26 protein-coding genes and 1 riboswitch are annotated in these 26,597 nt (G+C 72.7%); of the genes, 19 read left to right on the top strand and 7 right to left on the bottom strand.

Going from position 1 to position 26,597, the window contains the following annotated elements; all coding sequences use genetic code 11:
• The 3 genes from rpmA (at position 1) to proB (ending at position 2,946) form a co-directional block, all read left to right on the top strand.
• The gene (gene rpmA, locus EDD40_RS16025) at positions 1 to 264 is read left to right on the top strand and encodes a 50S ribosomal protein L27 (RefSeq protein ID WP_033437370.1); all 264 of its coding nucleotides are present in this window, start codon (positions 1 to 3) and stop codon (positions 262 to 264) included.
• A 97-nt stretch (positions 265 to 361) separates the two neighbouring features.
• On the top strand, positions 362 to 1,819 hold the full coding sequence (gene obgE, locus EDD40_RS16020; RefSeq protein ID WP_123743633.1) for a GTPase ObgE: 1,458 nt from the start codon (positions 362 to 364) through the stop codon (positions 1,817 to 1,819).
• On the top strand, positions 1,816 to 2,946 hold the full coding sequence (gene proB, locus EDD40_RS16015) for a glutamate 5-kinase (RefSeq protein ID WP_170185101.1): 1,131 nt from the start codon (positions 1,816 to 1,818) through the stop codon (positions 2,944 to 2,946). The genes obgE and proB overlap by 4 nt, the downstream gene beginning before the upstream one ends.
• Here proB and EDD40_RS16010 read toward each other — a convergent pair.
• On the bottom strand, positions 2,943 to 3,329 hold the full coding sequence (locus EDD40_RS16010; RefSeq protein WP_123748052.1) for a hypothetical protein: 387 nt from the start codon (positions 3,327 to 3,329) through the stop codon (positions 2,943 to 2,945). The genes proB and EDD40_RS16010 overlap by 4 nt on opposite strands.
• 61 nt (positions 3,330 to 3,390) lie before the next feature.
• On the opposite strand from EDD40_RS16010, the gene EDD40_RS16005 reads away from it, so the two are divergent.
• Entirely contained in the window at positions 3,391 to 3,735 is a 345-nt protein-coding gene (locus EDD40_RS16005) for a MarR family transcriptional regulator (RefSeq protein ID WP_123743632.1), read from the top strand.
• A gap of 6 nt (positions 3,736 to 3,741) precedes the next feature.
• Here the strand turns inward: EDD40_RS16005 and EDD40_RS16000 are convergent, their stop codons facing one another.
• The 3 genes from EDD40_RS16000 to EDD40_RS15990 form a co-directional block, all read right to left on the bottom strand.
• Entirely contained in the window at positions 3,742 to 5,013 is a 1,272-nt protein-coding gene (locus EDD40_RS16000) for an MFS transporter (RefSeq protein WP_123743631.1), read from the bottom strand.
• 62 nt (positions 5,014 to 5,075) lie between these two features.
• Positions 5,076 to 5,597, bottom strand: coding sequence for a GNAT family N-acetyltransferase (locus EDD40_RS15995; protein WP_246037683.1), 522 nt, complete (start codon positions 5,595 to 5,597; stop codon positions 5,076 to 5,078).
• 45 nt (positions 5,598 to 5,642) lie between these two features.
• Positions 5,643 to 7,721, bottom strand: a complete 2,079-nt coding sequence (locus tag EDD40_RS15990; protein ID WP_123743629.1) for a RecQ family ATP-dependent DNA helicase — start codon at positions 7,719 to 7,721, stop codon at positions 5,643 to 5,645.
• Positions 7,722 to 7,874: 153 nt separating this feature from the next.
• Between EDD40_RS15990 and EDD40_RS15985 the strand changes: the two genes are divergently transcribed.
• From EDD40_RS15985 to EDD40_RS15920, 14 genes are all read left to right on the top strand, one after another.
• The gene (locus EDD40_RS15985) at positions 7,875 to 9,140 is read left to right on the top strand and encodes a glutamate-5-semialdehyde dehydrogenase (protein ID WP_123743628.1); all 1,266 of its coding nucleotides are present in this window, start codon (positions 7,875 to 7,877) and stop codon (positions 9,138 to 9,140) included.
• A complete protein-coding gene (locus EDD40_RS15980; RefSeq protein ID WP_123743627.1) occupies positions 9,137 to 9,697 on the top strand; it encodes a TetR/AcrR family transcriptional regulator in 561 nt (186 codons plus the stop codon). The genes EDD40_RS15985 and EDD40_RS15980 overlap by 4 nt, the downstream gene beginning before the upstream one ends.
• 59 nt (positions 9,698 to 9,756) lie before the next feature.
• Complete coding sequence (locus tag EDD40_RS15975) at positions 9,757 to 10,941, top strand: cytochrome P450 (RefSeq protein ID WP_123743626.1); 1,185 nt, start codon at positions 9,757 to 9,759, stop codon at positions 10,939 to 10,941.
• Between the two features lie 4 nt (positions 10,942 to 10,945).
• On the top strand, positions 10,946 to 11,167 hold the full coding sequence (locus EDD40_RS15970; RefSeq protein ID WP_123743625.1) for a ferredoxin: 222 nt from the start codon (positions 10,946 to 10,948) through the stop codon (positions 11,165 to 11,167).
• A 119-nt stretch (positions 11,168 to 11,286) separates the two neighbouring features.
• Positions 11,287 to 12,471 (top strand): cytochrome P450, encoded by a 1,185-nt coding sequence (locus EDD40_RS15965; protein WP_123743624.1) that lies wholly within the window; start codon positions 11,287 to 11,289, stop codon positions 12,469 to 12,471.
• Between the two features lie 4 nt (positions 12,472 to 12,475).
• Entirely contained in the window at positions 12,476 to 12,697 is a 222-nt protein-coding gene (locus tag EDD40_RS15960; protein WP_123743623.1) for a ferredoxin, read from the top strand.
• 193 nt (positions 12,698 to 12,890) lie between these two features.
• Complete coding sequence (nadD, locus tag EDD40_RS15955; protein WP_123743622.1) at positions 12,891 to 13,484, top strand: nicotinate-nucleotide adenylyltransferase; 594 nt, start codon at positions 12,891 to 12,893, stop codon at positions 13,482 to 13,484.
• A gap of 69 nt (positions 13,485 to 13,553) precedes the next feature.
• Entirely contained in the window at positions 13,554 to 13,940 is a 387-nt protein-coding gene (rsfS, locus tag EDD40_RS15950) for a ribosome silencing factor (protein ID WP_123743621.1), read from the top strand.
• Positions 13,937 to 14,551, top strand: coding sequence for a histidine phosphatase family protein (locus EDD40_RS15945; protein WP_123743620.1), 615 nt, complete (start codon positions 13,937 to 13,939; stop codon positions 14,549 to 14,551). The genes rsfS and EDD40_RS15945 overlap by 4 nt, the downstream gene beginning before the upstream one ends.
• Complete coding sequence (gene octT, locus EDD40_RS15940) at positions 14,548 to 15,279, top strand: diglucosylglycerate octanoyltransferase (RefSeq protein WP_170185100.1); 732 nt, start codon at positions 14,548 to 14,550, stop codon at positions 15,277 to 15,279. The genes EDD40_RS15945 and octT overlap by 4 nt, the downstream gene beginning before the upstream one ends.
• 11 nt (positions 15,280 to 15,290) lie before the next feature.
• Complete coding sequence (locus EDD40_RS15935) at positions 15,291 to 16,133, top strand: DegV family protein (RefSeq protein ID WP_123743618.1); 843 nt, start codon at positions 15,291 to 15,293, stop codon at positions 16,131 to 16,133.
• 86 nt (positions 16,134 to 16,219) lie between these two features.
• Positions 16,220 to 16,969: a ComEA family DNA-binding protein gene (locus EDD40_RS15930; RefSeq protein ID WP_246037682.1), complete on the top strand. Its 750-nt coding sequence runs from the start codon at positions 16,220 to 16,222 to the stop codon at positions 16,967 to 16,969.
• A gap of 726 nt (positions 16,970 to 17,695) precedes the next feature.
• Entirely contained in the window at positions 17,696 to 17,833 is a 138-nt protein-coding gene (locus EDD40_RS41735) for a hypothetical protein (protein WP_170185099.1), read from the top strand.
• A 492-nt stretch (positions 17,834 to 18,325) separates the two neighbouring features.
• Positions 18,326 to 21,217 carry a DNA internalization-related competence protein ComEC/Rec2 gene (locus EDD40_RS15920; RefSeq protein ID WP_425471198.1) on the top strand — a complete coding sequence of 964 codons (2,892 nt, stop codon included), beginning with the start codon at positions 18,326 to 18,328 and terminating at the stop codon, positions 21,215 to 21,217.
• A gap of 67 nt (positions 21,218 to 21,284) precedes the next feature.
• Here the strand turns inward: EDD40_RS15920 and thrC are convergent, their stop codons facing one another.
• Entirely contained in the window at positions 21,285 to 22,547 is a 1,263-nt protein-coding gene (gene thrC / locus EDD40_RS15910) for a threonine synthase (protein WP_123743616.1), read from the bottom strand.
• A gap of 11 nt (positions 22,548 to 22,558) precedes the next feature.
• A riboswitch (SAM riboswitch) is annotated at positions 22,559 to 22,674 on the bottom strand.
• 96 nt (positions 22,675 to 22,770) lie between these two features.
• On the opposite strand from thrC, the gene holA reads away from it, so the two are divergent.
• On the top strand, positions 22,771 to 23,754 hold the full coding sequence (gene holA, locus EDD40_RS15905; RefSeq protein WP_123743615.1) for a DNA polymerase III subunit delta: 984 nt from the start codon (positions 22,771 to 22,773) through the stop codon (positions 23,752 to 23,754).
• Between the two features lie 128 nt (positions 23,755 to 23,882).
• Here the strand turns inward: holA and rpsT are convergent, their stop codons facing one another.
• The gene (gene rpsT, locus EDD40_RS15900; RefSeq protein WP_123743614.1) at positions 23,883 to 24,143 is read right to left on the bottom strand and encodes a 30S ribosomal protein S20; all 261 of its coding nucleotides are present in this window, start codon (positions 24,141 to 24,143) and stop codon (positions 23,883 to 23,885) included.
• Between the two features lie 128 nt (positions 24,144 to 24,271).
• Entirely contained in the window at positions 24,272 to 26,551 is a 2,280-nt protein-coding gene (locus EDD40_RS15895; protein WP_425471197.1) for a glycoside hydrolase family 3 N-terminal domain-containing protein, read from the bottom strand.
• Between the last annotated feature and the right edge of the window lie 46 nt (positions 26,552 to 26,597).

The raw sequence follows: 26,597 nt of genomic DNA, 5'->3' as shown, positions 1-26,597 counted from the left end.
ATGGCACACAAGAAGGGCGCCTCCAGCTCCCGCAACGGCCGTGACTCCAACGCCCAGTACCTCGGCGTGAAGCGGTTCGGCGGTCAGGTCGTCAAGGCCGGCGAGATCCTGATCCGCCAGCGCGGCACCAAGTTCCACCCCGGCGTCAACGTCGGCCGCGGCAAGGACGACACGCTGTTCGCGCTGACTCCCGGTGCGGTCGAGTTCGGTAGCAAGCGCGGTCGCAAGACCGTGAACATCGTCCCGGTCGAGGCTGCTGCTTAAGCGCCTCGGGCGACGACGGAACGACCTCCGACGAGGGGCGGGACCGGTGCATTCCGGCTCCCGCCCCTCGTTGCTTCTTTAGGAAAGGAAGTCCCCCGTGTCCCGCTTCGTCGACCGGGTCGTCATCCACGTCGCCGCAGGTGACGGGGGCAACGGGGTCGCGTCCGTGCACCGCGAGAAGTTCAAGCCGCTCGGTGGCCCCGACGGCGGCAACGGCGGCAAGGGCGGCGACGTCGTGCTGGTCGTGGACTCGCAGGTCCACACCCTCCTCGACTTCCACTTCCGCCCCAACGCCGCCGCCGGCAGTGGCAAGGGCGGCCAGGGCGGCAACCGCGACGGCGCGCACGGCGCGGACCTCGAACTGCGCGTGCCCGACGGCACGGTCGTCATGACGCCGGACGGCGAGGTCGTCGCGGACCTCGTCGGTGAGGGCACCCGGCTGATCGCGGCGCAGGGCGGCCGCGGCGGCCTCGGCAACGCCTCGCTGGCGTCCAAGGCCCGCAAGGCTCCCGGTTTCGCGCTGCTGGGCGAACCGGGGGAGCAGCACGACCTCGTGCTGGAGCTGAAGTCCGTCGCGGACGTCGGTCTGCTCGGCTTCCCGTCGGCGGGCAAGTCGTCGCTGATCTCGGTGCTGTCCGCGGCCAAGCCGAAGATCGCCGACTACCCGTTCACCACGCTGGTGCCGAACCTGGGCGTGATCACCGGCGGCGAGACCATCTTCACCATGGCGGACGTGCCCGGCCTGATCCCCGGCGCGTCCGAGGGCAAGGGCCTCGGCCTGGACTTCCTGCGGCACATCGAGCGTTGCGCGGTGCTGGTGCACGTCGTGGACTGCGCCACGTACGAGGCGGACCGCGACCCGCTGTCGGACATCGACGCGCTGGAGGAGGAACTGGCGAAGTACACCCCCTCCCTGGCCGACGACCTGGCCGAGCGGCCGCGCGTCGTGGTCCTGAACAAGATCGACGTGCCCGAGGCCCGTGAGCTGGCCGAGCTGGTGCGCCCGGACATCGAGGCACGCGGCCTGCCGGTGTTCGAGGTGTCCACGGCCAGCCGCGAAGGGCTGCGCGAGCTGACGTTCGCGCTGGCGCGGGTGGTCGAGGAGTACCGGTCGGCGAAGCCGAAGCAGGAGTCGACCCGGATCGTGCTGCGGCCCAGGGCCGTGGACGACCAGGGCTTCACCGTGGTGGAGGACCCGCTGAGCGAGGGCGGCTTCATCGTGCGCGGCGAGCGGCCCGAGCGGTGGATCAGGCAGACGGACTTCAACAACGACGAGGCCGTGGGCTACCTCGCCGACCGGCTCGCGCGCCTCGGCGTCGAGGACGCGCTGATCAAGAAGGGCGCCGAGCCGGGCTGCCAGGTCACCATCGGCGACCTGGTGTTCGACTGGGAGCCGACCACGCCCTCGGGCATCGCGATGACCATGAGCGGTCGCGGCACGGACGCGCGGCTGGAGGTCAGCAACCGCGTCGGCGCGTCCGAGCGGTTGGCGGCGAAGAAGGCCCGGCGCATCCCCGGCGAGTACGACGAGTTCGAAGAGGACATCGACGAGTGATCGGGTCGGTGGCGGCGTCGCAGGCCCGGCAGGCGGTGTCCGCGGCGTCCAGGGTCGTGGTGAAGGTCGGGTCCTCGTCGCTGACCACCGCCGCCGGCGGGTTGGACCGGGACCGGCTGGACGCGCTCGTGGACGCGGTCGCGGCGCGGTGCGCGGCGGGCAGCCAGGTGGTGCTGGTGTCGTCGGGCGCGATCGCCGCCGGTCTCGCGCCGCTGGGCGTGACGCGGCGGCCCCGTGACCTGGCCACGCAGCAGGCGGCGGCGAGCGTCGGCCAGTTGGCGCTGGCCCACGCGTACGCGAACTCGTTCGGGCGGTTCTCGTTGACCGTCGGACAGGTGCTGCTGACCGCGGACGACGTCGTGCGGCGGTCGCACTACCGCAACGCGCAGCGCACGTTCTCCCGGCTGCTGGCGCTGGGCGCGGTGCCGGTGGTGAACGAGAACGACACGGTGGCCACCGAGGAGATCCGGTTCGGCGACAACGACCGGTTGGCCGCGCTGGTGGCGCACCTGGTCGGCGCGGACGCGTTGTTCCTGCTCTCCGACGTCGACGCGCTCTACGACGGCGACCCCCGGCAGCCGGGCGCGCAACGCGTCACCGAGGTGGCCGGCCCGTCCGATGTGGACGGTGTGCGGGCGGGTTCGGTCGGCGCGTCGGGGCTCGGCACGGGCGGCATGGCCTCGAAGCTGGCCGCGGCCAGGTTGGCGGCGTCGGCGGGCATCCCCGTGCTGCTGGCCGGTGCGGCGGACGCGTCTCGGGCGTTGAGCGCGGCGGACGTCGGCACGGCGTTCGCGGTGACCGGACCGAGGCTGACCGCGCGCCGCTTCTGGCTGGGGCACGCGGCCGACGCGACCGGCAGGCTGGTGCTGGACGACGGCGCGGTGGCCGCGGTCGTCGGCCGCAGGCGTTCGCTGCTGGCGGCGGGCATCACCGGCGTGGAGGGCGCGTTCGAGGCCGGTGACGTGGTCGAGCTGGTCGACCCGTCCGGGCACGTGGTGGCCCGCGGCGTGGTCGGTTTCGACGCCGCCGAGCTGCCCGCCCTGATCGGCCGCAAGACCGGTGACCTGCCGGCCGAGCAGCGCCGCGAGGTCGTGCACGCCGACGACCTGGTGCCGTTGCGGGCTTAAGCGCGGTCGCGCAGCCACCGGGCGGCGGTCCGCCAGGTCCCGTGCGGGTCGACGTCCTCGGTGTGCCAGGTGGTGGCGCGGGTGACGCCGAGCTCCCGGTACTTCCGCATGATCGCCACGTGCGCGGGCAGGCCGACGAAGCCGCGCATGCCCGCGTGGTCGCGCCACACCGACACCGAGCCCAGGCGCTTGCGCAGCGGCTCGGCCCACAGCCACAGGCCCACCGCGCCGTTCAGGCCCGGCCACGCGCGGCTGAGCGTGAAGCCCGCCCGGTAGGCGCCCGGCGTGCGGCGGAGGTCGTCGAGGGTGAACTCGGTGACGCTGACGAGCCCCGGTCCCGCGAACCCCGACTCCGGGCCGGTGATCCACTTGTTCCTGAGCACATCGGCCTCCACGCGTCCGAGATCGCGCTCGTGGCCGCTGCTGGAGCGGCAGGGGCTGGGCATGTGGGCCTACGTGGTGCTCACCGAGCTGTCCCGGGGCGCCGCCCCGACCCGGTTGGCGCCGGCCAGGGCGGTCGACGTGGACAAGACGAAGATGGTCGCGATCATCGACGGGATGGAGGCCGAAGGGCTGGTGTCCCGGCGGCCCGATCCGGACGACCGGCGGGCGCGGATCACCGAACCGACCGCGGAGGGGCGCAAGCGGTGGCGCGGCGCCCGTGCCGCGGTCCGGCGCATGGAGGACGGCTTCCTGGCCGAGCTGCCCCCGGCCCGGCGAGCCGCGGCGCCGGCGGCCCCGCGCGAGCTGTCCGGCGAGCCCTCGACCCGGTTGTCCGCGACCTCTTGAGGGGCGTTACCGCAGGGTCTCGCCCTTCGTCTCGGGCATCGTGAGGATGACGACGAACGCGATGGCGGCCCCGACCGCGACGTAGACGAAGAACGTGCTGCCCGGCAGCCACTGGATCACCAGCGGCGCGGTGCCGCCGAACAGCGCCACGGTCAGGTTGTACCAGGAGCCGATGCCCAGGGCGCGCAGCTCGGTGGGGAACAGCTCGCTCATCACGGCGGGCGCGATCGACGTCATGGCGGTGTAGAGGCCGAGGCCGACGCAGAACACCAGGAGCAGGTTGCCCACACCCGGCCCGATCAGCGTGGACAGCGGCACCACCAGCACCGCCGTCGCGGCCGACCAGACCAGCAGCTGGGGTTTGCGGCCGACCCGGTCCGACAACGCGCCCATCGGGTACTGCAGCACGATGAACAGGGCCGTCGCGATCGACAGGGCGAGGAACACGTCCCCCGCGTCCGCGCCCCGCTTGGTCACCGCGAACGGCGTCAGCGCGCTGAAGAACGTGTAGTAGCACAGCGTCGACAGCATGGTGAAGCCGACGAGCCGCACGACCGCCTTCGGGTGCTCGCGCAGGGTCGTCAGCAGCGGGCGCTTGAGCTGCTGCGCCTTGGCCTTGTTGTGCTCGAACTGCTCGGTCTCCTCCAGGCTGCGCCGCAGCCACAGGCCGACCAGTCCCAGCACGCCGCCGATCAGGAACGGGATGCGCCAGCCGTACGACGCCAGCTGGGCGGCGTCGAGCGAGCGGGACAGCGCGTACCCGAGCAGCGACGCGACCAGCACGGCGGTGCCGGTGGAGATGTAGAAGAACGCCGAGTACCGCCCCCGCCGGCGCGGCGGCGCGATCTCCGCCAGGTACGCCGAGGCGTTGGAGACCTCACCGCCCAGCGACAAGCCCTGGGCGACCCGCGCCAGCAGCAGCAGGATCGGCGCCAACCAGCCCACCTGCGCGTAGGTCGGCAGCAGCCCGATCGCGACCGAACCACCGGCCATCAGCACGATCGTCAACAACATCGCCGTCCGACGCCCGCGCAGGTCGGCGAACCTGCCGAGCAGGTACCCGCCCAACGGCCGGAAGAAGAACGCGATCGCGTACGCCGCGAGCGTGTTGATCAACGCGAGCCGCGGGTTGTCCTTCGGGAAGACCTGAGTGGCGAAGTAGATCGAGAAGGTGGCGTAGATCGTCCAGTCGTACCACTCGATGGCGTTCCCGATCGACGCCGCGACGAGCTTGCGGACGGGCAGGCGGTGCTGGGGCTCGGTCTCCAGGGCGGCCATGGGGTTGGACACAACCACAAAGCCGCTGAAGTCGGTAGATCTTTCACCGAACCCCGTCCGGCTCAGCCCCGCGAGCCGGTCGCGGTGCGCCACTCGGTGGCCAGCAGGCCGAACAGCAGGTCGTCCGTCCACTCTCCCTTCGCCCACGTGCTCTGCACCCGGTGCCCCTCCTGCCGGAACCCGAGCCTGGTCAGCAGCCGCGCCGACCGGACGTTGCGGGCGTCGCACTCGGCAGCCACCCGGTGCAGCCCGCGCACCTCGAACAGGTACGCCACCACCCGCCGCACGGCCTCCGCCGCGTACCCGCGCCCCTGGTGCGCGGTCGCCAGCGTGTACCCGATGTCGGCCTGCCTCCGGTTCTCGTGCAGACCCACCCCGACGTCGCCGACGAGCACCCCGCCCGCCTCGACCGCGAACTGGTACCAGCCCGGCGCGGTCGGGTCGGCCGCGGCGACGTCCCGCACGAACTCCTCGGCCTGCGCCAAGGAGAACGGCGCCTCCCAGCCCTGGTACCTGGCCACGTCCGGCTCCGACCGGTACGCGGCGAACGCGGGCGCGTCGGCCGCCGTGAAAGGCCGTAACACCAACCGTTCCGTCGTCAGTCTCACCCCGTCGCCCTCACCTCCTCGTCACGCCGTCACCGCCAGCGCGAACGGCAGCACCGCCGACGCGCCCGCCCGCCGCAGCAGCCGCGCGGCGACCGTCATGGTCCAGCCGGTGTCGACCTGGTCGTCCACCAGCAGCACCGGACCGTCCACCCCGGACAGGTCCGGCACGTCGGTCTCGCGCACCAGCCCCACCAGCCGTTGCGCGCTGTTGGCCCGGCGCGTCGCCTCGCCCAGCCACACCTGGCCGAGCAGCGGCAGCCGCCCGACCGCCGCGATCCGCTGCCCGAAGCTGCCCACGAGCGCGGGCCTGGACCGCGACCCGACCGTCACCACGCCCACCGGCCGTTCCGCCCAGCTCCACGCGGACAGCACCTTCACGCACGCGGCGAACACGTCGTCCGGGATCTCCTGGTCGGCGCCGGCGAACAACGACCGCAGCCGGTTGCCCCAGCCGATGTCGGTCAACCGCCCCAGCGCCCGCCCCGTCGCCGCGATCTCGCCCGCCGGGATCTTCCCGGACAACGACACCCCGGCCGCCGCCATCCCGGTCGGCCACATCTTGCGCGGCTCCACCTCGACGCCGGGCCGCAGCAGCCGCTCCCGCGCCGCCGACGCCGCCGTCTCCGACACCTCCGCCGACGGCCGCTGCCCGGTGCAGTTGTCGCACCGCCCGCACGGCGCCGCGTGCGGGTCGTCCAACTGCCGCAACAGGAACTCCATGCGGCAGCCGTCGGTGGCCAGGTAGTCCAGCACCGCCTGCCGTTCCACCTGCCGCGCCGCCTCGATCCGCTCGTACCGCTCGGCGTCGTAGGACCAGGGCTGCCCCGTCGCGACCCACCCGCCGCGCACCCGCCGCACGGCCCCGTCCACGTCGAGCACCTTCAGCACCACTTCCAGCCGGGTGCGCGACAGCTCCACCATCGGCTCCAGCGCCGCCGTCGACATCGCCCGGTCCGCCGGCAGCGCGTCGAGCACCTGCCGCACCACGTGCTCCGGCGGGAACGCCAGCGACGCGAAGTACGCCCAGATGTCCTTGTCCTCCGGACCGGGCAGCAGCAGCACCTCGGCCCGCTCCACGCCACGCCCGGCGCGGCCGATCTGCTGGTAGTAGGCGATGGGGGAGGGCGGCGCGCCCAGGTGCACCACGAACCCCAGGTCCGGCTTGTCGAACCCCATGCCCAGCGCCGACGTCGCCACCAGCGCCTTGACGCGGTTCGCCAGCAGGTCCTCCTCGGCCCGCTGGCGCTCGGCCGGATCGGTGCGGCCCGAGTACGCCGTCACCTCGTAGCCGCGTTCGCGCAGGAACGCCGCCACGTCGTCCGCCGCCGCCACGGTGAGCGTGTAGATGATCCCCGAGCCGGGCAGCCGCTCCAGCCGCTCGGCCAGCCACCCCAGCCTGGCCTCGGCGGTCGGCAGCCGGACCGCGGACAGCCGCAGGCTCTCCCGGTCCAGCGGCCCGCGCAGCACCAGCGTGTCCGTGCCCGCGCCCAATCCGAGCTGGTCGGCCACGTCCCGCACCACCCGGTCGTTGGCCGTGGCCGTGGTGGCGAGCACCGGCACGCCGGCCGGCAGCTCGGTCAGCAACGTCCGCAGCCGCCGGTAGTCCGGCCGGAAGTCGTGACCCCAGTCGGAGATGCAGTGGGCCTCGTCCACCACCAGCAGCCCCGCCGACGCGGTCAGCGACGGCAGCACCGTGTCCCGGAAGTCCGGGTTGTTGAGCCGCTCCGGCGACACCAGCAGCACGTCCACGTCACCGGACGCCACCCGGTCCTGCACGTCCTGCCACTCGTCGGTGTTGGCGGAGTTGATCGTCGCCGCGTGCACGCCCGCCCGCGCGGCCGCGTCGACCTGGTTGCGCATCAACGCCAGCAACGGCGACACGATCACCGTCGGCCCCTCGCCCAGGGACCGCAGCAGCGCCGTGGCGATGAAGTACACGGCGGACTTGCCCCACCCCGTGCGCTGCACCACCAGCGCCCGCCGCCGTTCGGACACCAGCGCGCGGATGGCCGTCCACTGGTCGTCGCGCAGCACGGCTCCAGGGCCCGCCAAAGCCCTCAGCCGTTCCTCGGCCAGTTCCCGCAGTGCGCTGTCGTCCATGTGCCACACAGTGGCAGACGGCCCCGACAGGACGGACACCTGTGCGAGGGTCCGCAGCCGAGCTTCACCCGATCGTGGACGGACGACCTGCTGCCGTCCGATCCTCGGGAACCTCGAAGACAACCACGACCGGGTGACCGTAGGCTTGACGACGTGACTGATGACCTGCGCGAACAGGTGCACGCCGCGGCTCGGCGCGCCCGGGTCGCCGCCAACGAGCTCGTCCTCGCCACCCGGGAGGGCAAGGACGCCGCGCTGCACGAGATGGCCGCCGCGCTGCGCACCCGCGCCGTCGAGGTGCTGGAGGCCAACGCCAAGGACCTCGAAGCGGGCAAGGCCTCGGGCCTGAACCAGGGCCTGCTCGACCGCCTCACCCTCACCGAGGCCCGGATCGAGGGCGTGGCCCAGGGCCTGGAGACGGTGGCCGGCCTCCCGGACCCGATCGGCGAGGTGCTGCGCGGCTCGATCCTGCCGAACGGCCTCGAGCTCAAGCAGGTCCGCGTCCCGATGGGCGTGGTCGGCATGGTCTACGAAGCCCGCCCGAACGTCACCGTCGACGCGGCCGGCCTGGCGCTGAAGTCGGGCAACGCGGCGCTGCTGCGCGGCTCGTCCACCGCCGAGCACTCCAACGCCGCCCTGGTCGCGATCCTGCGCGACGCGCTGGAGTCCGCCGGCCTGCCCGCCGACGCCGTGCAGCTGCTGCCGTGCCACGACCGCGCCTCGGTCACCCACCTGATCACCGCGCGCGGCCTGGTCGACCTGGTGATCCCGCGCGGCGGCGCGGGCCTGATCAACGCCGTCGTGCAGCAGGCCACCGTGCCGGCCATCGAGACCGGCGTGGGCAACGTGCACGTCTACGTGGACGCGAGCGCCGACCTCGACATGGCGCAGCGCATCGTGCTCAACTCCAAGACCCGCCGCACGAGCGTGTGCAACGCGGCCGAGTCGCTGCTCGTGCACGCCTCGATCGCGGACGAGTTCGTGCCCCGCATCATCGACGCCCTCAGGGCCGAGAACGTCACCATCCACGGCGACGAGCGGTTCGCCGGCGACCCCCGGGTCCAGGCCGCCACCGACGAGGACTGGGACACCGAGTACCTGTCGCTGGACATCGCCGCCCGCGTCGTCGACTCGATCGACGAGGCCATCGAGCACATCGCCGCGCACGGCTCCGGCCACACCGAGGCCATCGTGACCAGCGACCTCGCCGCGGCCCGCCGGTTCACCACCAGGGTCGACGCGGCGGCGGTCATGGTCAACGCGTCCACCGCGTTCACCGACGGCGGCGAGTTCGGCATGGGCGCGGAGATCGGCATCTCCACCCAGAAGCTGCACGCCCGCGGCCCGATGGGGTTGGCCGAGCTCACCTCGTCCAAGTGGGTGGTCTGGGGCGAGGGGCACGTCCGGCCGACGTCGTGAGCCGACCCCGGGACGCCGCCGCGACCAAGGCGGCGTTGCTGGACGCCGCCACGAAGCTGTTCGGCGAACGCGGGTTCGACCGCACCACGGTGCGTGACATCGCGAGCCTCGCGGGCGTGAACCAGGCCCTGCTGTTCCGCTATTACGGCAGCAAGGACGCCCTGTTCGCGACCGTGCTGGCCACGCAGAGCCGTGAGCTGCTGGAGGACTCGCCCGCCGAGCAGCTGCTGCGCAACGTGCTGCTGCGGATGATGGAGGAGAAGCCGAGGCGCGAGGACCACCCGCTGTACGCGGTGCTGCGGTCCGCGCACCACGACTCGGCGGCGGAGGTCGTGCGGCGGCAGCTGGGTGAGGAGTACGCGCGCGCTCTGTCGTCCCTTACGGACGCGGAGGACGCGGAGCTGCGCGCGGACCTCGTCCTGGCGTGGGTCGTCGGCATCGGCGTGCTGCGCACGGTGTTCGGCAAAGAGCCCCTGGCGGAGGCGGACGCCGCGACCGTCGCGGCCCTGGTGACGCGGGCGGCCTCCGTCCTGTTGGAACACAGCCAACCCGGTTGACGGTCCGTGACGACCTGCCTACTGTCGGATGTAAGCGAGTGCTTACATGGGGGTAGACGATGGAGACCAGGTCCTATCCGTTCACCGAGCTCGACCACTTGGAGATCAACCCGACGTACTTCGAGCTGCAACGGGACGAGCCGGTGGCCAGGGTGCGGCTGCCCTACGGCGGTGAGGGCTGGCTGGCCACCCGGTACGAGGACGTCAAGACGGTGCTGGCGGACCCGAGGTTCAGCCGCGCGGCGGTGATGGAGCCGGGCGCCGACGTGCCGCGCACCCTGCCCACGATGCCGACCGACACGAACATCCTGAGCATGGACCCGCCGGACCACACGCGGCTGCGCAAGCTGGTCGCGAAGGCGTTCACGGCGCGGCGCACCGAGCAGCTGCGCGAGCGGGCCCAGGGGATCGTGGACGGCCTGCTGGACGACGTGGAGGCGCAGGGCCCGCCCGCGGACCTGGTCGAGGCGCTGGCCATGCCGCTGCCCATCACGATCATCTGCGAGATGCTCGGCGTGCCGGTCGAGGACCGCCGCCAGTTCCGCGCCTGGTCGGAGGCGGCCGTGGCGATCACCGCGTTCACGCCCGAGGAGATCGTGGGCGCCGGCCAGTCGCTGCGGACCTACATCGCCGGGCTGGTCGACCGCAAGCGCGCCGAGCCCGCCGACGACATGCTCTCCGTGCTGATCGCCGCGCGCGACAACGACGACCGGCTCAGCGAGGCGGAGCTGGTCTCGTTCGGGGTGACGCTGCTGGTGGCGGGCCACGAGACCACCGCGAACCAGATCGGCAACTTCGTCTTCCAGTTGCTGCGCAGGCCCGACCGGCTCGGCGAGCTGAGGGCCGACCCGTCGCTGGTGCCCGCCGCGATCGAGGAGCTGCTGCGGTTCACCGCGCTGGGCGGCTCCGCGGGCTTCCCGCGGATCGCGACCGCGGAGGTCGAGCTGTCCGGTGTGACGATCAAGCCGGGCGAGGCGGTGTTCGTCAACAACGTCACGGCGAACCGCGACCCGTCGGTGTTCGCCAACCCGCACGAGCTGGACTTCCACCGCGAGCACAACCCGCACATCATGTTCGGCCACGGCGCGCACCACTGCATCGGCGCGCCCCTGGCTCGGATGGAGCTGCAGGTCGCCATCCGCACCCTGGTCGAGCGGTTCCCGCTGCTGCGGCTGGACGGCGACGTGACGTTCAAGAAGGGCCGCCTCATCCGCGGCCCGCAGGCGCTGCCGGTGCGGTGGTGAACCGATGAGCCGGTGGACGGTGGGCGTCGACCGGGCCGCGTGCCTGGGGACGGGTATGTGCACGTCGATCGCGCCGGACCACTTCCGCCTCGACGGCGGCACGTCCACGCCGGTCAGCCCGGAGGTCGACCCGGACGACGCGGTGATCGACGCCGCGGAGTCGTGCCCGATGGAGGCGATCCTGGTGCGTTCGGCGGACGGCACGGTGCTCGCGCCCCAGCCGTAGCGGCAGGGGGCTCCGCAGCGCCGCCGGTGAAAGCCGTAGCGGCGTTGCGGGGCACGTCCCGCGTGCCGGGCGGGATACCTACTGTCGGGGACAAGTGATCACTGGCAGTGGGAGTTCCGATGGCGGCCAGGTCCTACCCGTTCCCCGAACCCGACGACCTCGTGGTCAACGAGACCTACCTGGAGCTGCAGCGGGACGAGCCGGTGGCCCGCGTGCGGCTGCCGTACGGCCGGGAGGCCTGGCTGGTCACCCGGTACGCCGACGCCAAGGTCGTGCTGGCCGACCCGAGGTTCAGCCGCGCGCCGGTGATGGACGCCGACTACGACCCGCCGCGCACCATGCCCGCGGTGCCGAACATCACCACCATCCTGAGCATGGACCCGCCGGAGCACACCCGGCTGCGCCGGATCCTGGCCAAGGCGTTCACCGCCCGCCGCACCGGGCAGCTGCGCGAACGCGCCCAGCAGATCGTGGACGGCCTGCTGGACGACGTGGAGGCGCAGGGCCCGCCCGCCGACCTCGTCGACACCCTGGCCATGCCCGTGGCCATCACGCTCATCAGCGAGATGCTGGGCGTCCCCATGCCGGACCGGGCCAAGTTCCGCGAGTGGTCGGACGCGGCGGTGGCGATCACCGCGTTCACCGTGCCCGAGATCGAAGCCGGCGCGGCCTCGCTGCGCGCCTACATCCGCGAGCTGGTCGAGGACAAGCGCGAGAACCCGGCCGACGACATGCTCACCGTGCTGGTGCACGCGCACGACAACGACGACCGGCTCACCGAGGAGGAGCTGGTGTCGTTCGGCGTCACGCTGCTCATCGCGGGCCACGAGACGACCGGCAGCGAGATCGGCAACTTCGTCTACCAGCTGCTCACCCAGCCGGACCGGCTGGCGGAGCTGCGCGCGGACCCGTCGCTGGTGCCGGCCGCCGTGGAGGAGCTGCTGCGGATCACGAAGCTGTCCGGTTCGCCCGGCTTCCCCCGGATCGCCACCGCCGACGTGGAGCTGTCGGGCGTGACGATCCGCGCCGGCGAAGCGGTGTTCGTGGACGGGCTCGTGGCCAACCGCGACCCGGCCGTGTTCGCCAACCCGCACGAGCTGGACTTCCACCGCGAGCACAACCCGCACTTCGCGTTCGGCCACGGCGTGCACCACTGCATCGGCGCGCCCTTGGCAAGGATGGAGTTGCAGGTCTCCATCTCGACCTTGCTCAATAGGTTCCCGCACCTGGAGTTGGCCGACGACGTGGTGTTCAAGAAGGGCAGACTGGTGCGAGGCCCCGAACGACTACTGGTGAGGTGGTAGACCGATGAGCGAGTGGACGATCGAAGTCGACAAGGGCGCGTGCCTCGGGACCGGCATGTGCACGTCGATCGCGCCGGACCACTTCCGCCTCGACGGCGGCACGGCCACCCCGATCAACTCGGGGGTCGACCCGGACGACGCCGTCATCGACGCCGCGGAGTCGTGCCCGATGGAGGCGATCCTGGTGCGTTCGTCGGACGGCACGGTGCTCGCGCCGCAGCTGTAGAAAAAATTCCAGCCGATCGCGTCATAACCGCGTGACGTGCGCGTTCCTCCACCGTGCGGCTCATTCGGGGTGGGTCGCGCGATCCGCGGTTGCGGCCCGCTCCCCCGGGGCCGCGATCGGGGGACGAGTGCGCGGGCGGCCATTCGGGGAGCGACCGGCCGCCCGCGCACCACCCGAACTAGGCTCACCTCCCATGTCGAACCGGCGGATCGGCGTCATGGGTGGCACCTTCGACCCGGTGCACCACGGCCACCTGGTCGCGGCCAGCGAGGTCCAGGCCCGCTTCGACCTCGACGAAGTCGTCTTCGTGCCGACGGGCCAGCCGTGGCAGAAGAGCGAGCGCGAGGTCAGCGCGGCCGAGGACCGGTACCTGATGACGGTCATCGCCACCGCCTCCAACCCGCGGTTCTCGGTCAGCCGGGTCGACATCGACCGGCCCGGACCGACGTACACCATCGACACCCTCACCGACCTCAAGGTCGGGCGCCCGGACGCGGACCTGTTCTTCATCACCGGCGCGGACGCGCTGGAGCAGATCCTGTCCTGGCGGCGCGCGGACGACGTGTTCGGCCTGGCCCACTTCATCGGGGTCACCCGACCGGGTTATGAGCTGGACGACACCCACCTGCCGCCGGGCGCGGTGTCGCTGGTGGAGGTGCCCGCGATGGCCATCTCGTCGACCGCCGTGCGGGCCCGGACGGCCGCCGGACTGCCCGTCTGGTACCTCGTGCCGGATGGTGTCGTCCAGTACATAAGCAAGCGTCGGCTTTACTCGATGCCGGACTGAGCCGGGACGCCGGTACCCTCATTGACTCGTGCGGGCGTAACGGCGTCCGCCGGTGTGATGAGGAGTGACGTGGCAGCCACCGACGAGGCACGACGGTTGGCGCTGGCCGCCGCTGACGCGGCAGCCGACAAGAAGGCGCACGACGTGATCGTGCTCGACGTGTCCGACCAACTGGTGATCACGGACTGCTTCGTGATCGCCTCCGCCGCGAACGAGCGGCAGGTCGGCGCGATCGTGGACGGCGTCGAGGAGAAGTTGCGCGAGGCCGGCCGCAAGCCGGTCCGCCGTGAGGGCGCGCGCGAAGGTCGTTGGGTCCTGCTGGACTTCGTGGACGTGGTAGTGCACGTCCAGCACGTCGAGGAGCGCACCTTCTACGGCCTGGAGCGGCTGTGGAAGGACTGCCCGCGCATCGAGTTCGACGCCGGGCCACCGGCCGACGAGGTCGCCGAGGCATGACCCTGAACCGGCTCGTGCTGTGGCGGCACGGTGAGACCGACTACAACGCGACCGGCCGCATGCAGGGCCACCTGGACTCGTCGCTGACCGAGACCGGGTGGAACCAGGCTCGGTTCGCGGTGCCGGTGCTCGCCGGGTTCGAGCCCGAGCTGGTGGTCGCCTCCGACCTGCGTCGCGCCAGGGACACCGCCACGGTGTTCACCGACGCGACCGGCGTCGGACTGCGCGTCGACGAACGGCTGCGCGAGACGCACCTGGGCAAGTGGCAGGGGCTGACCTCGACCGAGATCGAAGCGGAGTGGCCGGGTGCCCTGGACCTGTGGCGGGTCGACGGCACCCTGGCGCCGCCGGACGGCGAGACGCGCGTGGAGGTCGCCGAGCGCGCGCTCGCCGTGGTCGCCGAGGTGGACGCCGAGTTCTCCGGCACGGTCATGCTGTGCGCGCACGGCGGCCTGATCAGCGCGTTGACCGGGAAGTTGCTGGAGCTGCCGGTCGACCGCTGGGCGCTGCTCGGCGGCATCGGCAACTGCCACTGGACCGTGTTCGCCCGCCGCCCGCAGGGCGACGGGCGGTGGCGGCTGTCGTCGTACAACGCCGGAAGCACCAGGTGAGACTGCTCGTCCTCGGCGACTCGCTCTCGTTCCACGGTCCGCGGGGGCCGCTGCCCGCCGACGACCCCCGGTTGTGGCCGAACGTCGCGGCGTCGGCGTTGGGCGGGCACGCGGAGCTGGCGGCGGGGTTCGGCTGGACGGCCCGGGACGCCTGGTGGTCGTTGACCGGGGACCCCCGGGTGTGGTCGCTGCTGCCGCGCACGGACGTGGTGGTGCTGGCCGTGGGGCACATGGACACGCTGCCGTCGCCGCTGCCGACCTACCTGCGGCAAGGCCTGCGCTACCTGCGGCCGGACGGGCTGCGGCGGCGGGCCCGGACCGGGTACCGGACGTTGCAGCCGGTGCTGTCGCGGGCGTTCTGCGGGTATCCGGTGGCGCTGCCGCCGCGCTTGACCGTGCGGTACCTGGACGACTCGGTGCGCGCCGTGCGTGCTCTGCAGCCGCGGATCAGGGTGGTCGGGATGACGCCCTCGGTGCACTGCTCGCCCGCCTACGCGGGTGTGCACAGCGGGCGTGCGGCGGGGGAGCGCGCGCTGCGGTCCTGGGCGGGTGAGGCAGGCGTGCCGCTGCTGGACGTGCCGCCGCTGGTGGGTGAGCACGTTCGGTCACGGCTCGGCAACCCGGACGGCATGCACTGGGGCTGGGAAGGGCACGAGCTGGTCGGGCGGGCCATGGCGGAACTGATCAGGTCCGTGGCGGTCGGCCACTCGGGTGCGGCGGAGCCGTAGTCTCGGCTCTCGTGTCCACCACGATCGTCACCGACTCGACGGCGTACCTGCCTGAGGGGTTCGCCGAGCGGCACGGCGTCCGGGTCGTGCCGCTGCACGTGGCCGTGGACGGTCGCAGCAGGTTGGACGGGGTGGACTTCGGCCCGGCGGAGCTGGCCGCCGCGCTGGGGGAGCACCGGCGGGTGACCACGTCCCGGCCGACGCCCGGTGAGCTGGCCGAGGTGTACCGGTCCGCGTTGGCCGAGGGCGCGGAGGGGATCGTGTCCGTGCACCTGTCCCGTGACCTCTCGGGCACGTGGGAGGCCGCGCGGTTGGCCGCGGAGGAGGTCGACCCGAGCCGGATCAGGGTGGTCGACTCGCGGGCCACGGGCATGGGGTTGGGGTTCGCCGCGCTGGCCGCGTGCGCCGCGGGTGGTGACGCCGCGTGCGCGGAGGAAGCCGCGGTGGCGGCCGCGGCCAGGGTCAGGATGTTCTTCTGCGTGGAGACGCTCGACCACCTGCGGCGGGGTGGGCGGATCGGCGCCGCCGCCGCGTTGGTGGGCACCGCGTTGGCGGTGAAGCCGTTGCTGCACGTGGACGACGGTCGGATCGTGCCGCTGGAGAAGGTGCGCACGATGGGGCGGGCGATCGGCAGGCTGGTCGACCTGGCCGCGTCGGCGGCGGGTTCCGGGCCGGTCGGTCTGGCCGTCCACCACCTGGCCGCGCCGGAACGCGCGGCGGAGCTGGCGACGTTGCTGGACGAGCGCCTGCCCGGTTCGACCGGCTGTCTGATCTCCGAGGTCGGAGCGGTGATCGGCGCGCACACGGGTCCCGGTGTGCTGGGGGTCGTGGTGCTGCCCGGAGGGGTGTCCTAGCTCTCCTTATCCATCATTCAGCCGGTTGTCCACAGATCGGAAACTCCCTCCCCACCCCCTGCTCCACCCGGCCTAACGTCGGTCCCATGTTCGACAAGAACCCGGACACCACGACCGCCCGCCTGAAGGCCCTCGTCTCCCAGGAGCGGGGCAGACACCGCGCGTCAGACGCCGAGACCCTGGTCTTCGTCTCGTCGGACGGCGGCACCGGCCCACCCACCCCGCTGCACCACGGGCTGCACCACAACCTTCACCGCCTGCTGCGCCGCTGGCTGCCCGAACCGGCCGTCCCGCACCGCCGCAGGTTCCTGCTCGCGGGAGTGATGGCCGGTGTGGCGCTGGTGGTCGCCTTGGCCCTGTGGTGGGAGCGGCCCGTGCCGGAGACCCCACCGGACCTCCCGGTGGCCGAGGCAGCCGTCGTCACCCAGGCCGAGGAGCAGCTCGTCGTCAACGTGGTGGGCCTCGTGCCCAGCCCCGGGCTGGTGACCGTTCCGAACGGCGCGCGGGTGGCCGACGCGCTGCGGGCCGCAGGTGGTGCCAACCCCGGTGCCGACCTGACCCCGCTGAACCTCGCCCGCAAGGTCACCGACGGCGAGCAGATCGCCGTGGGCATCGCCGTCCCGCACCAGGCCGGCACGACCACCGAGCCGCTGAGCCTGAACACCGCGACCAAGGACCAACTGGACACCCTGCCCGGTGTCGGCCCGGTGACAGCGCAGCGCATCGTCGACCGAAGGCAGAAACGCGGCCCCTTCACGTCCCTGGACCAACTGGGCGAGATCGAGGGCATCGGCGACGCGAAACTGTCCAAGCTCCGCGACCTCGTCCGCCTCTAACGCCTTCCCGGAGCCCGCCATGCTTCCCACCCGATCCTGCCCGCACCTCGAATGCCACCGACCCTCCACCCTCCTGGCCCGCATCCGCCGCGCCATCCGCGCTGCCACCTCCCGCCTGACCACCCTGTCGAGGTCTCGCTGGATGGGCTCATGAGCCGCCCACCCTCGACCTCCGGCCAAGCTGGGCCGCACCACCTCCGACTCGGCCACCGTGGTCGCAGTTGCTGCACTCCAGGCCGAACGACGGGCCGGCGCACTTCGCCGGTGCACATGGAGCAGCACCGCACGGAGCGTCCGGCGTGGAACGCTCCGGCGACAACGGCGGACGCGTCGGCCACGAGCGCGTTGTGCGTGGCCCAGACGCGCAACCGCCCGGACGTGATGGTGCCGTTAGCGGGCCCGCGCAGAACACGAGCCAGTCGCCGGAATCGCCGGCAGCCTTGCCGCCCACAGTCCGGGGATGTTGCTCTTGGCCCTTCCCCGAGTTGGGCAACCGGAAGCCACCGCCAGGCAATGTCCGACACCCTGTTGGTCTTCGGGCTGAGCATCGGCATCGCACTATCCCTCGCGGGGACCGACGCGGTGGTGCCCGTAGTGGGCGTGCAGAACCCGAGCCGGTTGTTGGAGTCGTGGGCGGCGTTGGATTCGACGTCTCCGCCGGCGGTCAGCGCGCTATTGCTCTTGGTCCCGTTCGCAAGCTAGGCGATCGGGGACAACTGGCAGGTGATGGCCGACACCCTGTCGGTCGTCGGGCCGGGCATCGGCGTCGCGCCGCTGCTCGCCCTGCGGACGCTCCGCTTCGACTCGGGCACGCCACGCGTGCTGTCCGGCGTGGTCGTGGTGTCGATCGGCTCGTTGAGGTAGCACGTCCTGCTCGTCGCGTGGGCCGTGCACCGGTCGAGGTGCGGTACTCGGGCGTGGCCCGTTCCGGCACCGGGGCGCGCTGGTGGCCAGCCGGCCAGCGACGCGCCGTCGCCGTACGCGGTGGCGGTCGACCGTCGCACGGGCGGCAGCAGGACGACGTCGGTCTGCGGGCAGGTCGAGCAGATGGCGACCTACCCGCCTCGCCGCCGTCGGACGTCCCGGACCGGCGGGTGCTCGACCCCATACCGCAGCACTTCTCGGTGCGGTCGCTGGAGGAGGCGAATCGCGCTGGTCGGCGGCGTGCGTCAGGCCAGCGAGTGCGCCTGCACACGATCGAGGCGTCAGCGGTGTCGTCACCGGCACCGACTGCGTCGAGATCGTCGGCGCGGTCTGAGCCGAGGCGCTCGTCGGGGCGCACTCGGCATGACAAGCGGCGCCGGCGATCGGCCTGACCGTCGTCGTTCTCCGTGCTCTACCTCGGGAGGTGAGGTCGTGAGTCCTCGTGCGTATCTGGTCCCTGCCGCGCTGGCGGTGTGGGCGACGGCCTTGGCCGGGCTGTGGTGGGCGTGGTGGGCGGCGCTCGCGGTCGGGTTGATCGCTGCCGTGGTCGGCGGTTCGGCGTTGCGCCGGTGGCGGCCGGCAGCGGTGGCGGTGGCTGTCGCGGGTCCGGTGGCGGCGTGCTGGATCGGCGTCCAGGCCTACGGGGCGGCCCACCACCCGTTGCGGGTCGCGGCGGAGCGGGGCACGCCCACGACCGTCCACTTCGAACTCGACGATCGGCCGCACGGCTTGCGCACCAGTGGTTTCGGTTCGCGTGCCGGTGGAGTCGACCTGATATTGGTGCGGGGATCGCTCGACGGAGGTGGCCGGCTCGCCGTGCTGGCGCCGGCGGCGGGGTGGCGGGACCTCCTGCCCGGTCAACGGGTCACCGCGCGCGGCACCCTCGCCCCTCCTCGCGGAGGTGAACTGACGGTCGCGGTGCTGCGGGTTCGCGGGCCTCCGCGGGACGTGACCGAAGCGCCGGTGTGGCAGCGGGTCGCCGAGGACCTGCGTGCCGGACTGCGGGACGCGAGCACGGTGCTCGACCCCGAACCGGCCGGGTTGCTGCCCGCGCTCGTCGTCGGTGACACCTCCGGCCTCCCGCCCAGGGTGGTGGAGGAGTTCCGCACGGCGGGTCTCGCCCACGTGCTCGCGGTGAGCGGCGCGAACCTGGCGATCCTCTGCGGCGCGGTCCTGTTGCTGCTGAGGCTGCTGCGGGTCGGTCCGCGTGGTTGCGCGGTGGGCGCGATGGCGGCGCTGGTCGGGTTCGTGGTGCTGGCCGGGCCGGAGCCGAGTGTGCTGCGGGCCGCGGTGATGGGCGCGGTGGCGTTGCTCGCGCTGGTGCTGGGTCGGGAGCGGTCGGCGTTGCCGGCGCTCGCGGCGGCGGTGGTGGTCCTGGTGCTCTACGACCCGGAGTTGGCCACCGAGCCGGGGTTCGGCCTGTCGGTGGTGGCGACGGCGGCGCTGGTGCTGCTCGCGCCGAGGTGGGCCGCCGCGATGAAGGAGCGCGGCGTCCCGGTGGGCTTCGCCGAGGCGTTGGCGGTGCCGGTGGCGGCGAACCTGGCCACCGCGCCGCTGGTCGCCGGCATCTCCGGCCAGGTGAGCCTGGTCGCGGTGGTGGCGAACCTGCTGGTCGCACCGGTCGTGGCCCCGGCCACCGTGCTCGGTGTGCTGGCCACCGTGCTGGCGGCGGCGCACGAACCGGCGGCCCGGCTGGTCGTCGAAGTGGCCGGGCCGGCGGTGAGCTGGCTGATCGCGGTCGGCAGGCACGCGGCGGCTGTGCCCGGCGCGGCGGTCGCCTGGCCCGAAGGGTGGGCGGGCGGTGCGTTGCTGGCCGGGGTGCTGGTGCTCGGCTACGCGGTCACCAGGCTGCGCCGGGTGCGGACGCTGGTCCTGGCGGCCGTCGTCGGCGCGGTGGTCATGGTCGTGCCGCTGAACGTGGTCGCACCCGGTTGGCCGGTGCCCGGCTGGTCGGTCGTGGCCTGTGACGTGGGTCAGGGCGACGCGGTGGTCCTCGCCACCGCCGAGCGCGACCGGGCGGTGTTGGTCGACACGGGGCCGGACCCGGTGCCGGTGCTGTCGTGCCTGCGCGGGTTGGGGGTGCGGCGAATCCCGTTGGTGGTGCTCAGCCACCTGCACGCCGACCACGTCGGTGGTCTGGCGGCGGTGCTGGCCGAGCGGGGTGTGGGCGCGGTGGCGGTGGGGCCGTCGCGGGAGCCCGGGTGGGCGTGGGAGGAGGTGCGGGAACGGGCGCGGGCGGCCGGGGTCCGGGTGGTCGAGTTGACCGCCGGGCAGCGGTTGAGCTGGCCGGGCCTGGAGCTCGACGTGCTGGGGCCGCGCGCGGACCCGGTGAGCGGGACGGACACGAACACGGCGGTCAACGACGCGTCGCTGGTGCTGCGGGCCTCGACCGCGGCCGGGCGGGTGCTGTTGACCGGAGACATCGAGCTGGCCGGGCAGGCGGACCTGCTCGGCGGGCACGTGGACCTGCGGGCCGACGTGCTCAAGGTGCCGCACCACGGGTCGCGGTACTCGTCACCGGCGTTCCTCGCGGCGGTCCGGCCGCGGATCGCGCTGGTGAGCGTCGGCGCGGACAACCGCTACGGCCACCCCAGCGGGGTGCTCGTCGACGCGTTGACGAGCCGAGGCGCGCTGGTGCTGCGCACGGACCGGGACGGCGACACCGCCGTCCTGGCAGGCCCGGACGGGCCGCGGGTCGCCCGCAGGAGCGGCGGCCGACACCACCACGGACAAGGGGACAACGATGAAGAACGACGTCTGGATCCGACTGCACTCCGGCTGGTCGCCCCAAGAGGACAACCGGGCCGTGGCGTGGGCGCTGTGGCAACCCGGCTACACCGCCCAACCCTGGCCGAGCGAGGAGCTCCGGCCCGCGTTCACCTACTACGTCTGCGAGGAGCTGCCCGGCGGCGAGCGCGGCATCGTCGCCAGGGCGACGGCCACCGGCGTGATCCGCCTGGCGCAGGTCTTCTCCGCGGACAGCGCCTACCGCCTGATCGCCGACGGCCTGTTCGACGCGGACCTCGCCATCCCGCCGGAGGCGTGGCACGCCGAGCGCTACAACCAGGAGAAGGCGAAACGGCCCTGGCCGCAGATGCTCACCGCCTGGCGCGTGGCGACCGAACCGGTCGGTCCGCACGTCCTGCCGGAGCTGACCGCCTTCCCCCGGACCGGGTGGCTGCGCTCGTCCAGGATCGCCCTGTGACCACCACCGCGGACGGGAGAGCACCGGTGGGGAGAACGACAGCCGGGGCGACCGGCGTGCCGCGACCGAGTTGGCCCGCGCTCGGTCGACCGCCGCCGATCCGGTCGTCGGCGGGCTGACCGCCACCGTTCACGCCCGGGGCCGGGCACCGCGGTCGGGCCCCAGGCGTGAACGGTCGGAACGGGGTCAGTCCTGGAGGGCCTTCAGGACGGCTTCGGCCGACGGCGGGACGTTGGCGCGGGGGCCGACGCGGTCACCGAGGGCGTCCAGGGTCTTGAGGCCGTCGCCGGTGATCAGGAGCACGGTCTCGCCGTCCGGGTCCAGCTGACCGGTCTCGATGAGCTTCTTCGCGGTCGCGACGGTGACGCCGCCGGCGGTCTCCGCGAAGATGCCCTCGGTCCGGGCCAGGAGGCGGATGCCCTCGACGACCTCTTCGTCGGTGACGTCCTCGATCGCGCCGTTGGTGCGGCGGACGGCGTCCAGCACGTAGGGGCCGTCGGCGGGGGCGCCGATCGCCAGCGACTTGGCGATGGTGTCCGGGCGGACCGGGGTGACCACGTCGTGGCCCGCCTTGAAGGCGGCCGCGACGGGGGAGCAGCCGGTGGCCTGCGCGCCGAACACGCGGTACGGGGTCTGCTCGACCAGGTCGAGGTCGCCCAGCTCGCGGAAGGCCTTGTCCACCTTGGTCAACTGGGAGCCGGACGCGATCGGCACCACGATCTGGTCGGGCAGGCGCCAGCCGAGCTGTTCGGCGACCTCGTACCCGAGCGTCTTGGAGCCCTCGGCGTAGTAGGGGCGGACGTTGACGTTGACGAACGCCCAGTCCTCGTGCTCGGCGGCCAGTTCCTGCGCGAGCCGGTTCACGTCGTCGTAGTTGCCGTCGACGGTGATCAGGTTGCCGCCGTAGACGGCGGTCATGAGGATCTTCGCCCGCTCCAGCGTGGACGGCACCAGGACCACCGACTGCCAGCCCGCGCGGGCGGCGGCGGCGGCGACGGCGTTGGCCAGGTTGCCGGTGGAGGGGCAGGCCAGGACCTTGAAGCCGAGTTCGCGGGCGGCGGCGAGGGCGACGCCGACCACGCGATCCTTGAACGAGTGGGTCGGGTTGCCGGTGTCGTCCTTCACCCACACCTTGCGCACGCCGAGGGCCTTGGCGAGGCGGTCGGCCTCGACCAGGCGGGTGCCGCCGGGATTGGTGTTGGGGTGCGACTCGACGGTGGTCGGCACGGGGAGCAGGCCGCGGTAGCGCCAGATCGACCGGGGGCCCGCCTCGATGTCCTCGCGACGGATCCGACCGAAGTCGTAGGCCACTTCCAGCGGCCCGAAACACTCGAGACAGGCGTACTCGGCGGCGAGCGGTGTCTGGTGGCCGCATTCACGACACGACAGCGCGCGGGCGGGACCGAGGTCGAAGGAGGTGGTGGCCGAGGGCACACTGACAGCAGTCATCGCGAGGTATCTCCTCATCTTTCCCGCGCACCGCGGGTCGGAATTGGCACCGTGATCGCCAGCGGACGCTGTGCGACGGGTTGCCGGGGCTTCTACGGGCCGATCCCTCTGCCCCTCTGGATGAGCGGTATTCAGTTATGGCCCTCAACTTACGTCACGATCCCGACCCTCAGCCAGAGACGTCCACCATCCGGACGTCTGCCGGCCGTGGGAGGATCGCGCCGTGAGTGCGCCCGCTGACACGCCCGACGCCGTGCACCTGATCCTCGGCGAGGAGGAGTTGCTGGTCGAGCGCGCGGTGCGCGGTGCGTTGGCGGTGGCGCGGAAAGCCGACCCGCAGGCCGACCTGACCCGCGTCCGCGTGACTGATCTCACCCCGCCTGAGCTGGCGGAACTGGTGAGCCCGTCGCTGTTCGCCGAGGGGCGGGTGGTCGCGCTGGAAGCCGCGCAGGAGTGCGGCACGGAGATCGCCGACGCGGTCCTCGGCTACGCCAAGGCCCCGGCGGACGGGGTGACGGTGGTGGTCGTCCACAGTGGCGGCGGGCGCAGCAAGGCGGCCAAGGAGCTGCCCGCGGCGCTGCGCAAGGCCGGCGCCCGCGTGACCGAGTGCCCCAAGATCACCAAGGCGGCGGACCGGGAAGCGTTCGTGCGCAACGAGATCCGCGCGGCGGGCGGAGGGAAGGCCGACCCGGAGGCCGTGGCGGTGCTGATCGAGGCGGTGGGGTCGGACCTGCGCGAGCTGGCGGCGGCGGCCTCGCAGCTCGTCGCCGACACAGCCGGCAAGGTCGACGCCGAGGCGGTCCGCCGCTACCACCGCGGCCGGGCCGAGGTGACCGGGTTCGCGGTCGCGGAGAAGGCCGTGATGGGCGACCGGGCGGGTGCGCTGGAGGCGTTGCGGTGGGCGATCCAGCTCGGTGTGCCGCACGTGCTGGTCGCCGACGCGCTGGCCGACGCGGTGCGCACGATCGCGCGGGTCTCCGCGGTGGGCCGGGGCGACCCGTTCAAGCTGGCGGGCGAGCTGGGCATGCCGCCGTGGAAGGTGAAGAAGGCCCAGGGCCAGTCGCGTGGCTGGGAGGAGCGGGGGCTCGCGGCCGCGATGACGGTGGTCGCGGACCTGAACGCCGACGTCAAAGGCGTCGCCGCCGACTCCGGCTACGCCCTGGAACGCGCGGTGCTGAAGATCGTCGCCGCCCACGGCCGCCGCTGACCGCCGGGTCGCCGGCCGGCGCTGCCGGGCCGCTGAGCGCCAGGTGGCCGGCCGGTCGGGGAGGGCGGAGACGAAAAGTGCCGCCCACCCCGCGTGGGGGTGGGCGGCACTTCAGCGTGAAGACCAGATCAGATCTGGTTGGCGCGCCGCGCCAGCGCCGACTTCTTGTTGGCGGCCTGGTTGGAGTGGATTACTCCCTTGGAGACGGCCTTGTCGAGCTTGCGGGACGCGTCCTGCGCCAGCGCGACAGCCTTCTCCTTGTCACCGGCCTCGGCGGCCTCACGGAACTTGCGGATGGCGGTCTTGAGGGACGACTTGACGGCCTTGTTGCGCAGGCGCGCCTTCTCGTTCGTCTTGATCCGCTTCATCTGGGACTTGATGTTCGCCACGCGAAAGCCACCTTTTCCTCGGTCTCGGAGTCGCACCGCGCTTGTCACCGGCTCCGCCCCACGGGGGGACGGTTTTCCTCCACAGCGGAATGCCGCGCGGGTACGACCGAGAAGGCTATCAGGGCAGCTCACCGCACCGTGAATCGAGCCCTCCCGTCGCCGACCACGACCTCGTAGCCACCCCGGGCGACCTCCGGCTTGCCCGAGCCGTCCATGTCGCCCGCCGTCACCGCGAGCCGCTGCACGTCGAACGTCACCTCGACCGCCCGCTGCTCGCCCGCCTTCAACGCCACCCGGGTGAAGCCGACCAGGCGCTGCGGGGCGGTGAGCACCTTGCTCACGGGCTGGTGCACGTACACCGGCACGACGAGCGTGCCATCCCGGGCGCCGGTGTTGGCGACGGTCACCGACACCTTCACCTGGTCGTCTCGCCGCACCTCCGCCGACTTCAGCGTGGGCGCGGACGTGGTGAACGTCGTGTACGACAGGCCGTGGCCGAACGCGAACGCCGGGTCGTACGCCGAGCTGGGCGAGGTGTTCGCGCCGCGCACCTGGTCGTAGGAGAACGGCTGGTCGCCGACCGTCTTCGGCCACGACACGGGCAGCTTGCCGCTCGGGTTCACCGCGCCGAACAGCACGTCGGCGATGGCGCTGCCGCCCTCGGAGCCGGGCAGCCAGCCCGCGACCAGCGCGGGCGCGTCCGCCACCGTGCCGAGCACCTGCGGCCGGCCGGTCAGCAGCACGACCACCACCGGCTTGCCGGTCGCCCGCACCGCGTCCACCAGGCCCTGCTGCGCCGCGGTCAGCGCGGGCTCCTCGGTGTCCGACTCGCCTTCCGCGCCGGGGTCCTCGCCGAGCACGACGACCACCGCGTCGGCGTCACCGGCCTGCGCCACCGCGTCGGCCTGGCTGGCCGCGCTGACGACGTTCGCCGACGGCACGGCGGCCTTGATGCCCTGAAGCACCGTCACCGTGGGCGGCATGGGCGAGGAGGCGGGCACGCCCTGCCAGCCGACGGTCCAGCCGCCGAGCTGCCTGGCCGCGGAGTCGGCCGAGTCACCGGTCACCACGAGCTTGCCGACGCCGGTCGACAGGGGCAGCACTCCGTCGTTGCGCAGCAGCACCGTGCTCTCCGCCGCCGCCTGACGGGCCAGCTCCCGGTCGGCGCCGTTCACGATCGCGTCGGCCTTCGCCACGTCGACGAACGGCTTCTCGAACAGCCCCAGCTCGAACTTGAGCTTCAGGATCCGCCGCACGGCCTGGTCGATCCGCTTGCCGGGGATCGCGCCGCCGCGCACGCCCGCCAGCAGCCCGGCGGTGAACCCGGCCGCGTCCGACGGCTCCATGGCCATGTCGACGCCCGCGTTCACGGCCATCGCGACGGCCTCCTCGTAGTTCGCCGCCACGTGGTAGCGGTCCACCAGGAACCGGATGTCCTCCCAGTCGGTGATCGCCACGCCCCGGAACCCCATCCGGTCGCGCAGCTGCGTGGTCAGCAGGTACTTCGACGCGTGCGCGGGCACGCCGTTGACCGCACCGGAGTTGATCATCACGGTGCCGACGCCCGCGTCGAACTGCGGCTGGAACGCGGGCAGCACGGTGTCCTGGAGGTACCGGATGGGCAGCTGGGCGGGTGCGCGGTCGTGGCCGTTGAACGGCTCCGAGTAGCCCGCGAAGTGCTTGGCGGTCGCGGTCAGCCGCGCGGTGCCGTCGGTCGGGTCGCCCTGCTGCCCGCGCACGTTCGCCGCCGCCAGGGCGCCGGCCAGCACCGGGTCCTCGCTGTAGGTCTCGTAGTACCGGCCCCAGCGGGTGTCGCGGGCGATGTCGGAGACGGGCGCGAAGTTCCAGAACACGCCGGTCGCGCGCATGGCGCGGCCGGTGGACGCGCCGAGCTGCTCCATCAGCTCCGGGTGCCACGTCGCGCCGAGGCCGATCTGGTGCGGGAACATGGTGGCGCTGAGCACGTTCGAGTGGCCGTGCACGCCGTCCGCGCCGTAGATCAGCGGGATCCGCAGCCTGCTGTGGTCCAGCGAGTACTTCTGGATGGCGTTGGTCATCTCGGCCCACGCGCGCGGCGTGTTCGGGGTGGGCGCGTCGCCGCCGCCGGACAGGATCGAGCCGACCTTCGCGTCCTCCAGCACGGCCTTCATGCAGTCCTCGCGCAGCGGACCGGGGTTCCACTCGCAGTTGCCGCGCAGCTTGCCCAACCGGATCTGGGTCATCTGGCCGACCTTCTCCTCCAGCGTCATGCGCTTGAGGAGGTCGTCGACCCGGCGGTCGATCGGCGCGCGTGCGTCCTGGTAACCCTGCCCGGCCGGCTCGATGATGCCGCTGGCCTGTGCTCCGGTGACCATCAAGGCCAACGCGACCAGCGCGGCCACCGTGGTCCGCTTGCGGGATCTCAACACCGAGAACCTCCAGGTGGATCGGGAGAACGCCCGGGAACACCCTTGC

The organism is Saccharothrix texasensis (assembly GCF_003752005.1).
GTDB classification, from domain to species: domain Bacteria; phylum Actinomycetota; class Actinomycetes; order Mycobacteriales; family Pseudonocardiaceae; genus Actinosynnema; species Actinosynnema texasense.
The sequence above is the reverse complement of the archived record's forward strand: the minus strand, read 5'-3'. Positions and strand labels throughout refer to the sequence as shown.

Bases quoted from the DNA above. Each gene is read 5' to 3' on its own strand.
- rpmA (WP_033437370.1), top strand. From the start codon at position 1: ATGGCACACAAGAAGGGCGCCTCCAGCTCCCGCAACGGCCGTGACTCC.
- EDD40_RS16005 (WP_123743632.1), top strand. From the start codon at position 3,391: ATGTGGGCCTACGTGGTGCTCACCGAGCTGTCCCGGGGCGCCGCCCCG.
- EDD40_RS16000 (WP_123743631.1), bottom strand. From the start codon at position 5,013: ATGGCCGCCCTGGAGACCGAGCCCCAGCACCGCCTGCCCGTCCGCAAG.
- EDD40_RS15990 (WP_123743629.1), bottom strand. From the start codon at position 7,721: ATGGACGACAGCGCACTGCGGGAACTGGCCGAGGAACGGCTGAGGGCT.
- EDD40_RS15975 (WP_123743626.1), top strand. From the start codon at position 9,757: ATGGAGACCAGGTCCTATCCGTTCACCGAGCTCGACCACTTGGAGATC.
- EDD40_RS15970 (WP_123743625.1), top strand. From the start codon at position 10,946: ATGAGCCGGTGGACGGTGGGCGTCGACCGGGCCGCGTGCCTGGGGACG.
- EDD40_RS15965 (WP_123743624.1), top strand. From the start codon at position 11,287: ATGGCGGCCAGGTCCTACCCGTTCCCCGAACCCGACGACCTCGTGGTC.
- EDD40_RS15960 (WP_123743623.1), top strand. From the start codon at position 12,476: ATGAGCGAGTGGACGATCGAAGTCGACAAGGGCGCGTGCCTCGGGACC.
- nadD (WP_123743622.1), top strand. From the start codon at position 12,891: ATGTCGAACCGGCGGATCGGCGTCATGGGTGGCACCTTCGACCCGGTG.
- EDD40_RS15945 (WP_123743620.1), top strand. From the start codon at position 13,937: ATGACCCTGAACCGGCTCGTGCTGTGGCGGCACGGTGAGACCGACTAC.
- EDD40_RS15930 (WP_246037682.1), top strand. From the start codon at position 16,220: ATGTTCGACAAGAACCCGGACACCACGACCGCCCGCCTGAAGGCCCTC.
- EDD40_RS41735 (WP_170185099.1), top strand. From the start codon at position 17,696: ATGGCCGACACCCTGTCGGTCGTCGGGCCGGGCATCGGCGTCGCGCCG.
- thrC (WP_123743616.1), bottom strand. From the start codon at position 22,547: ATGACTGCTGTCAGTGTGCCCTCGGCCACCACCTCCTTCGACCTCGGT.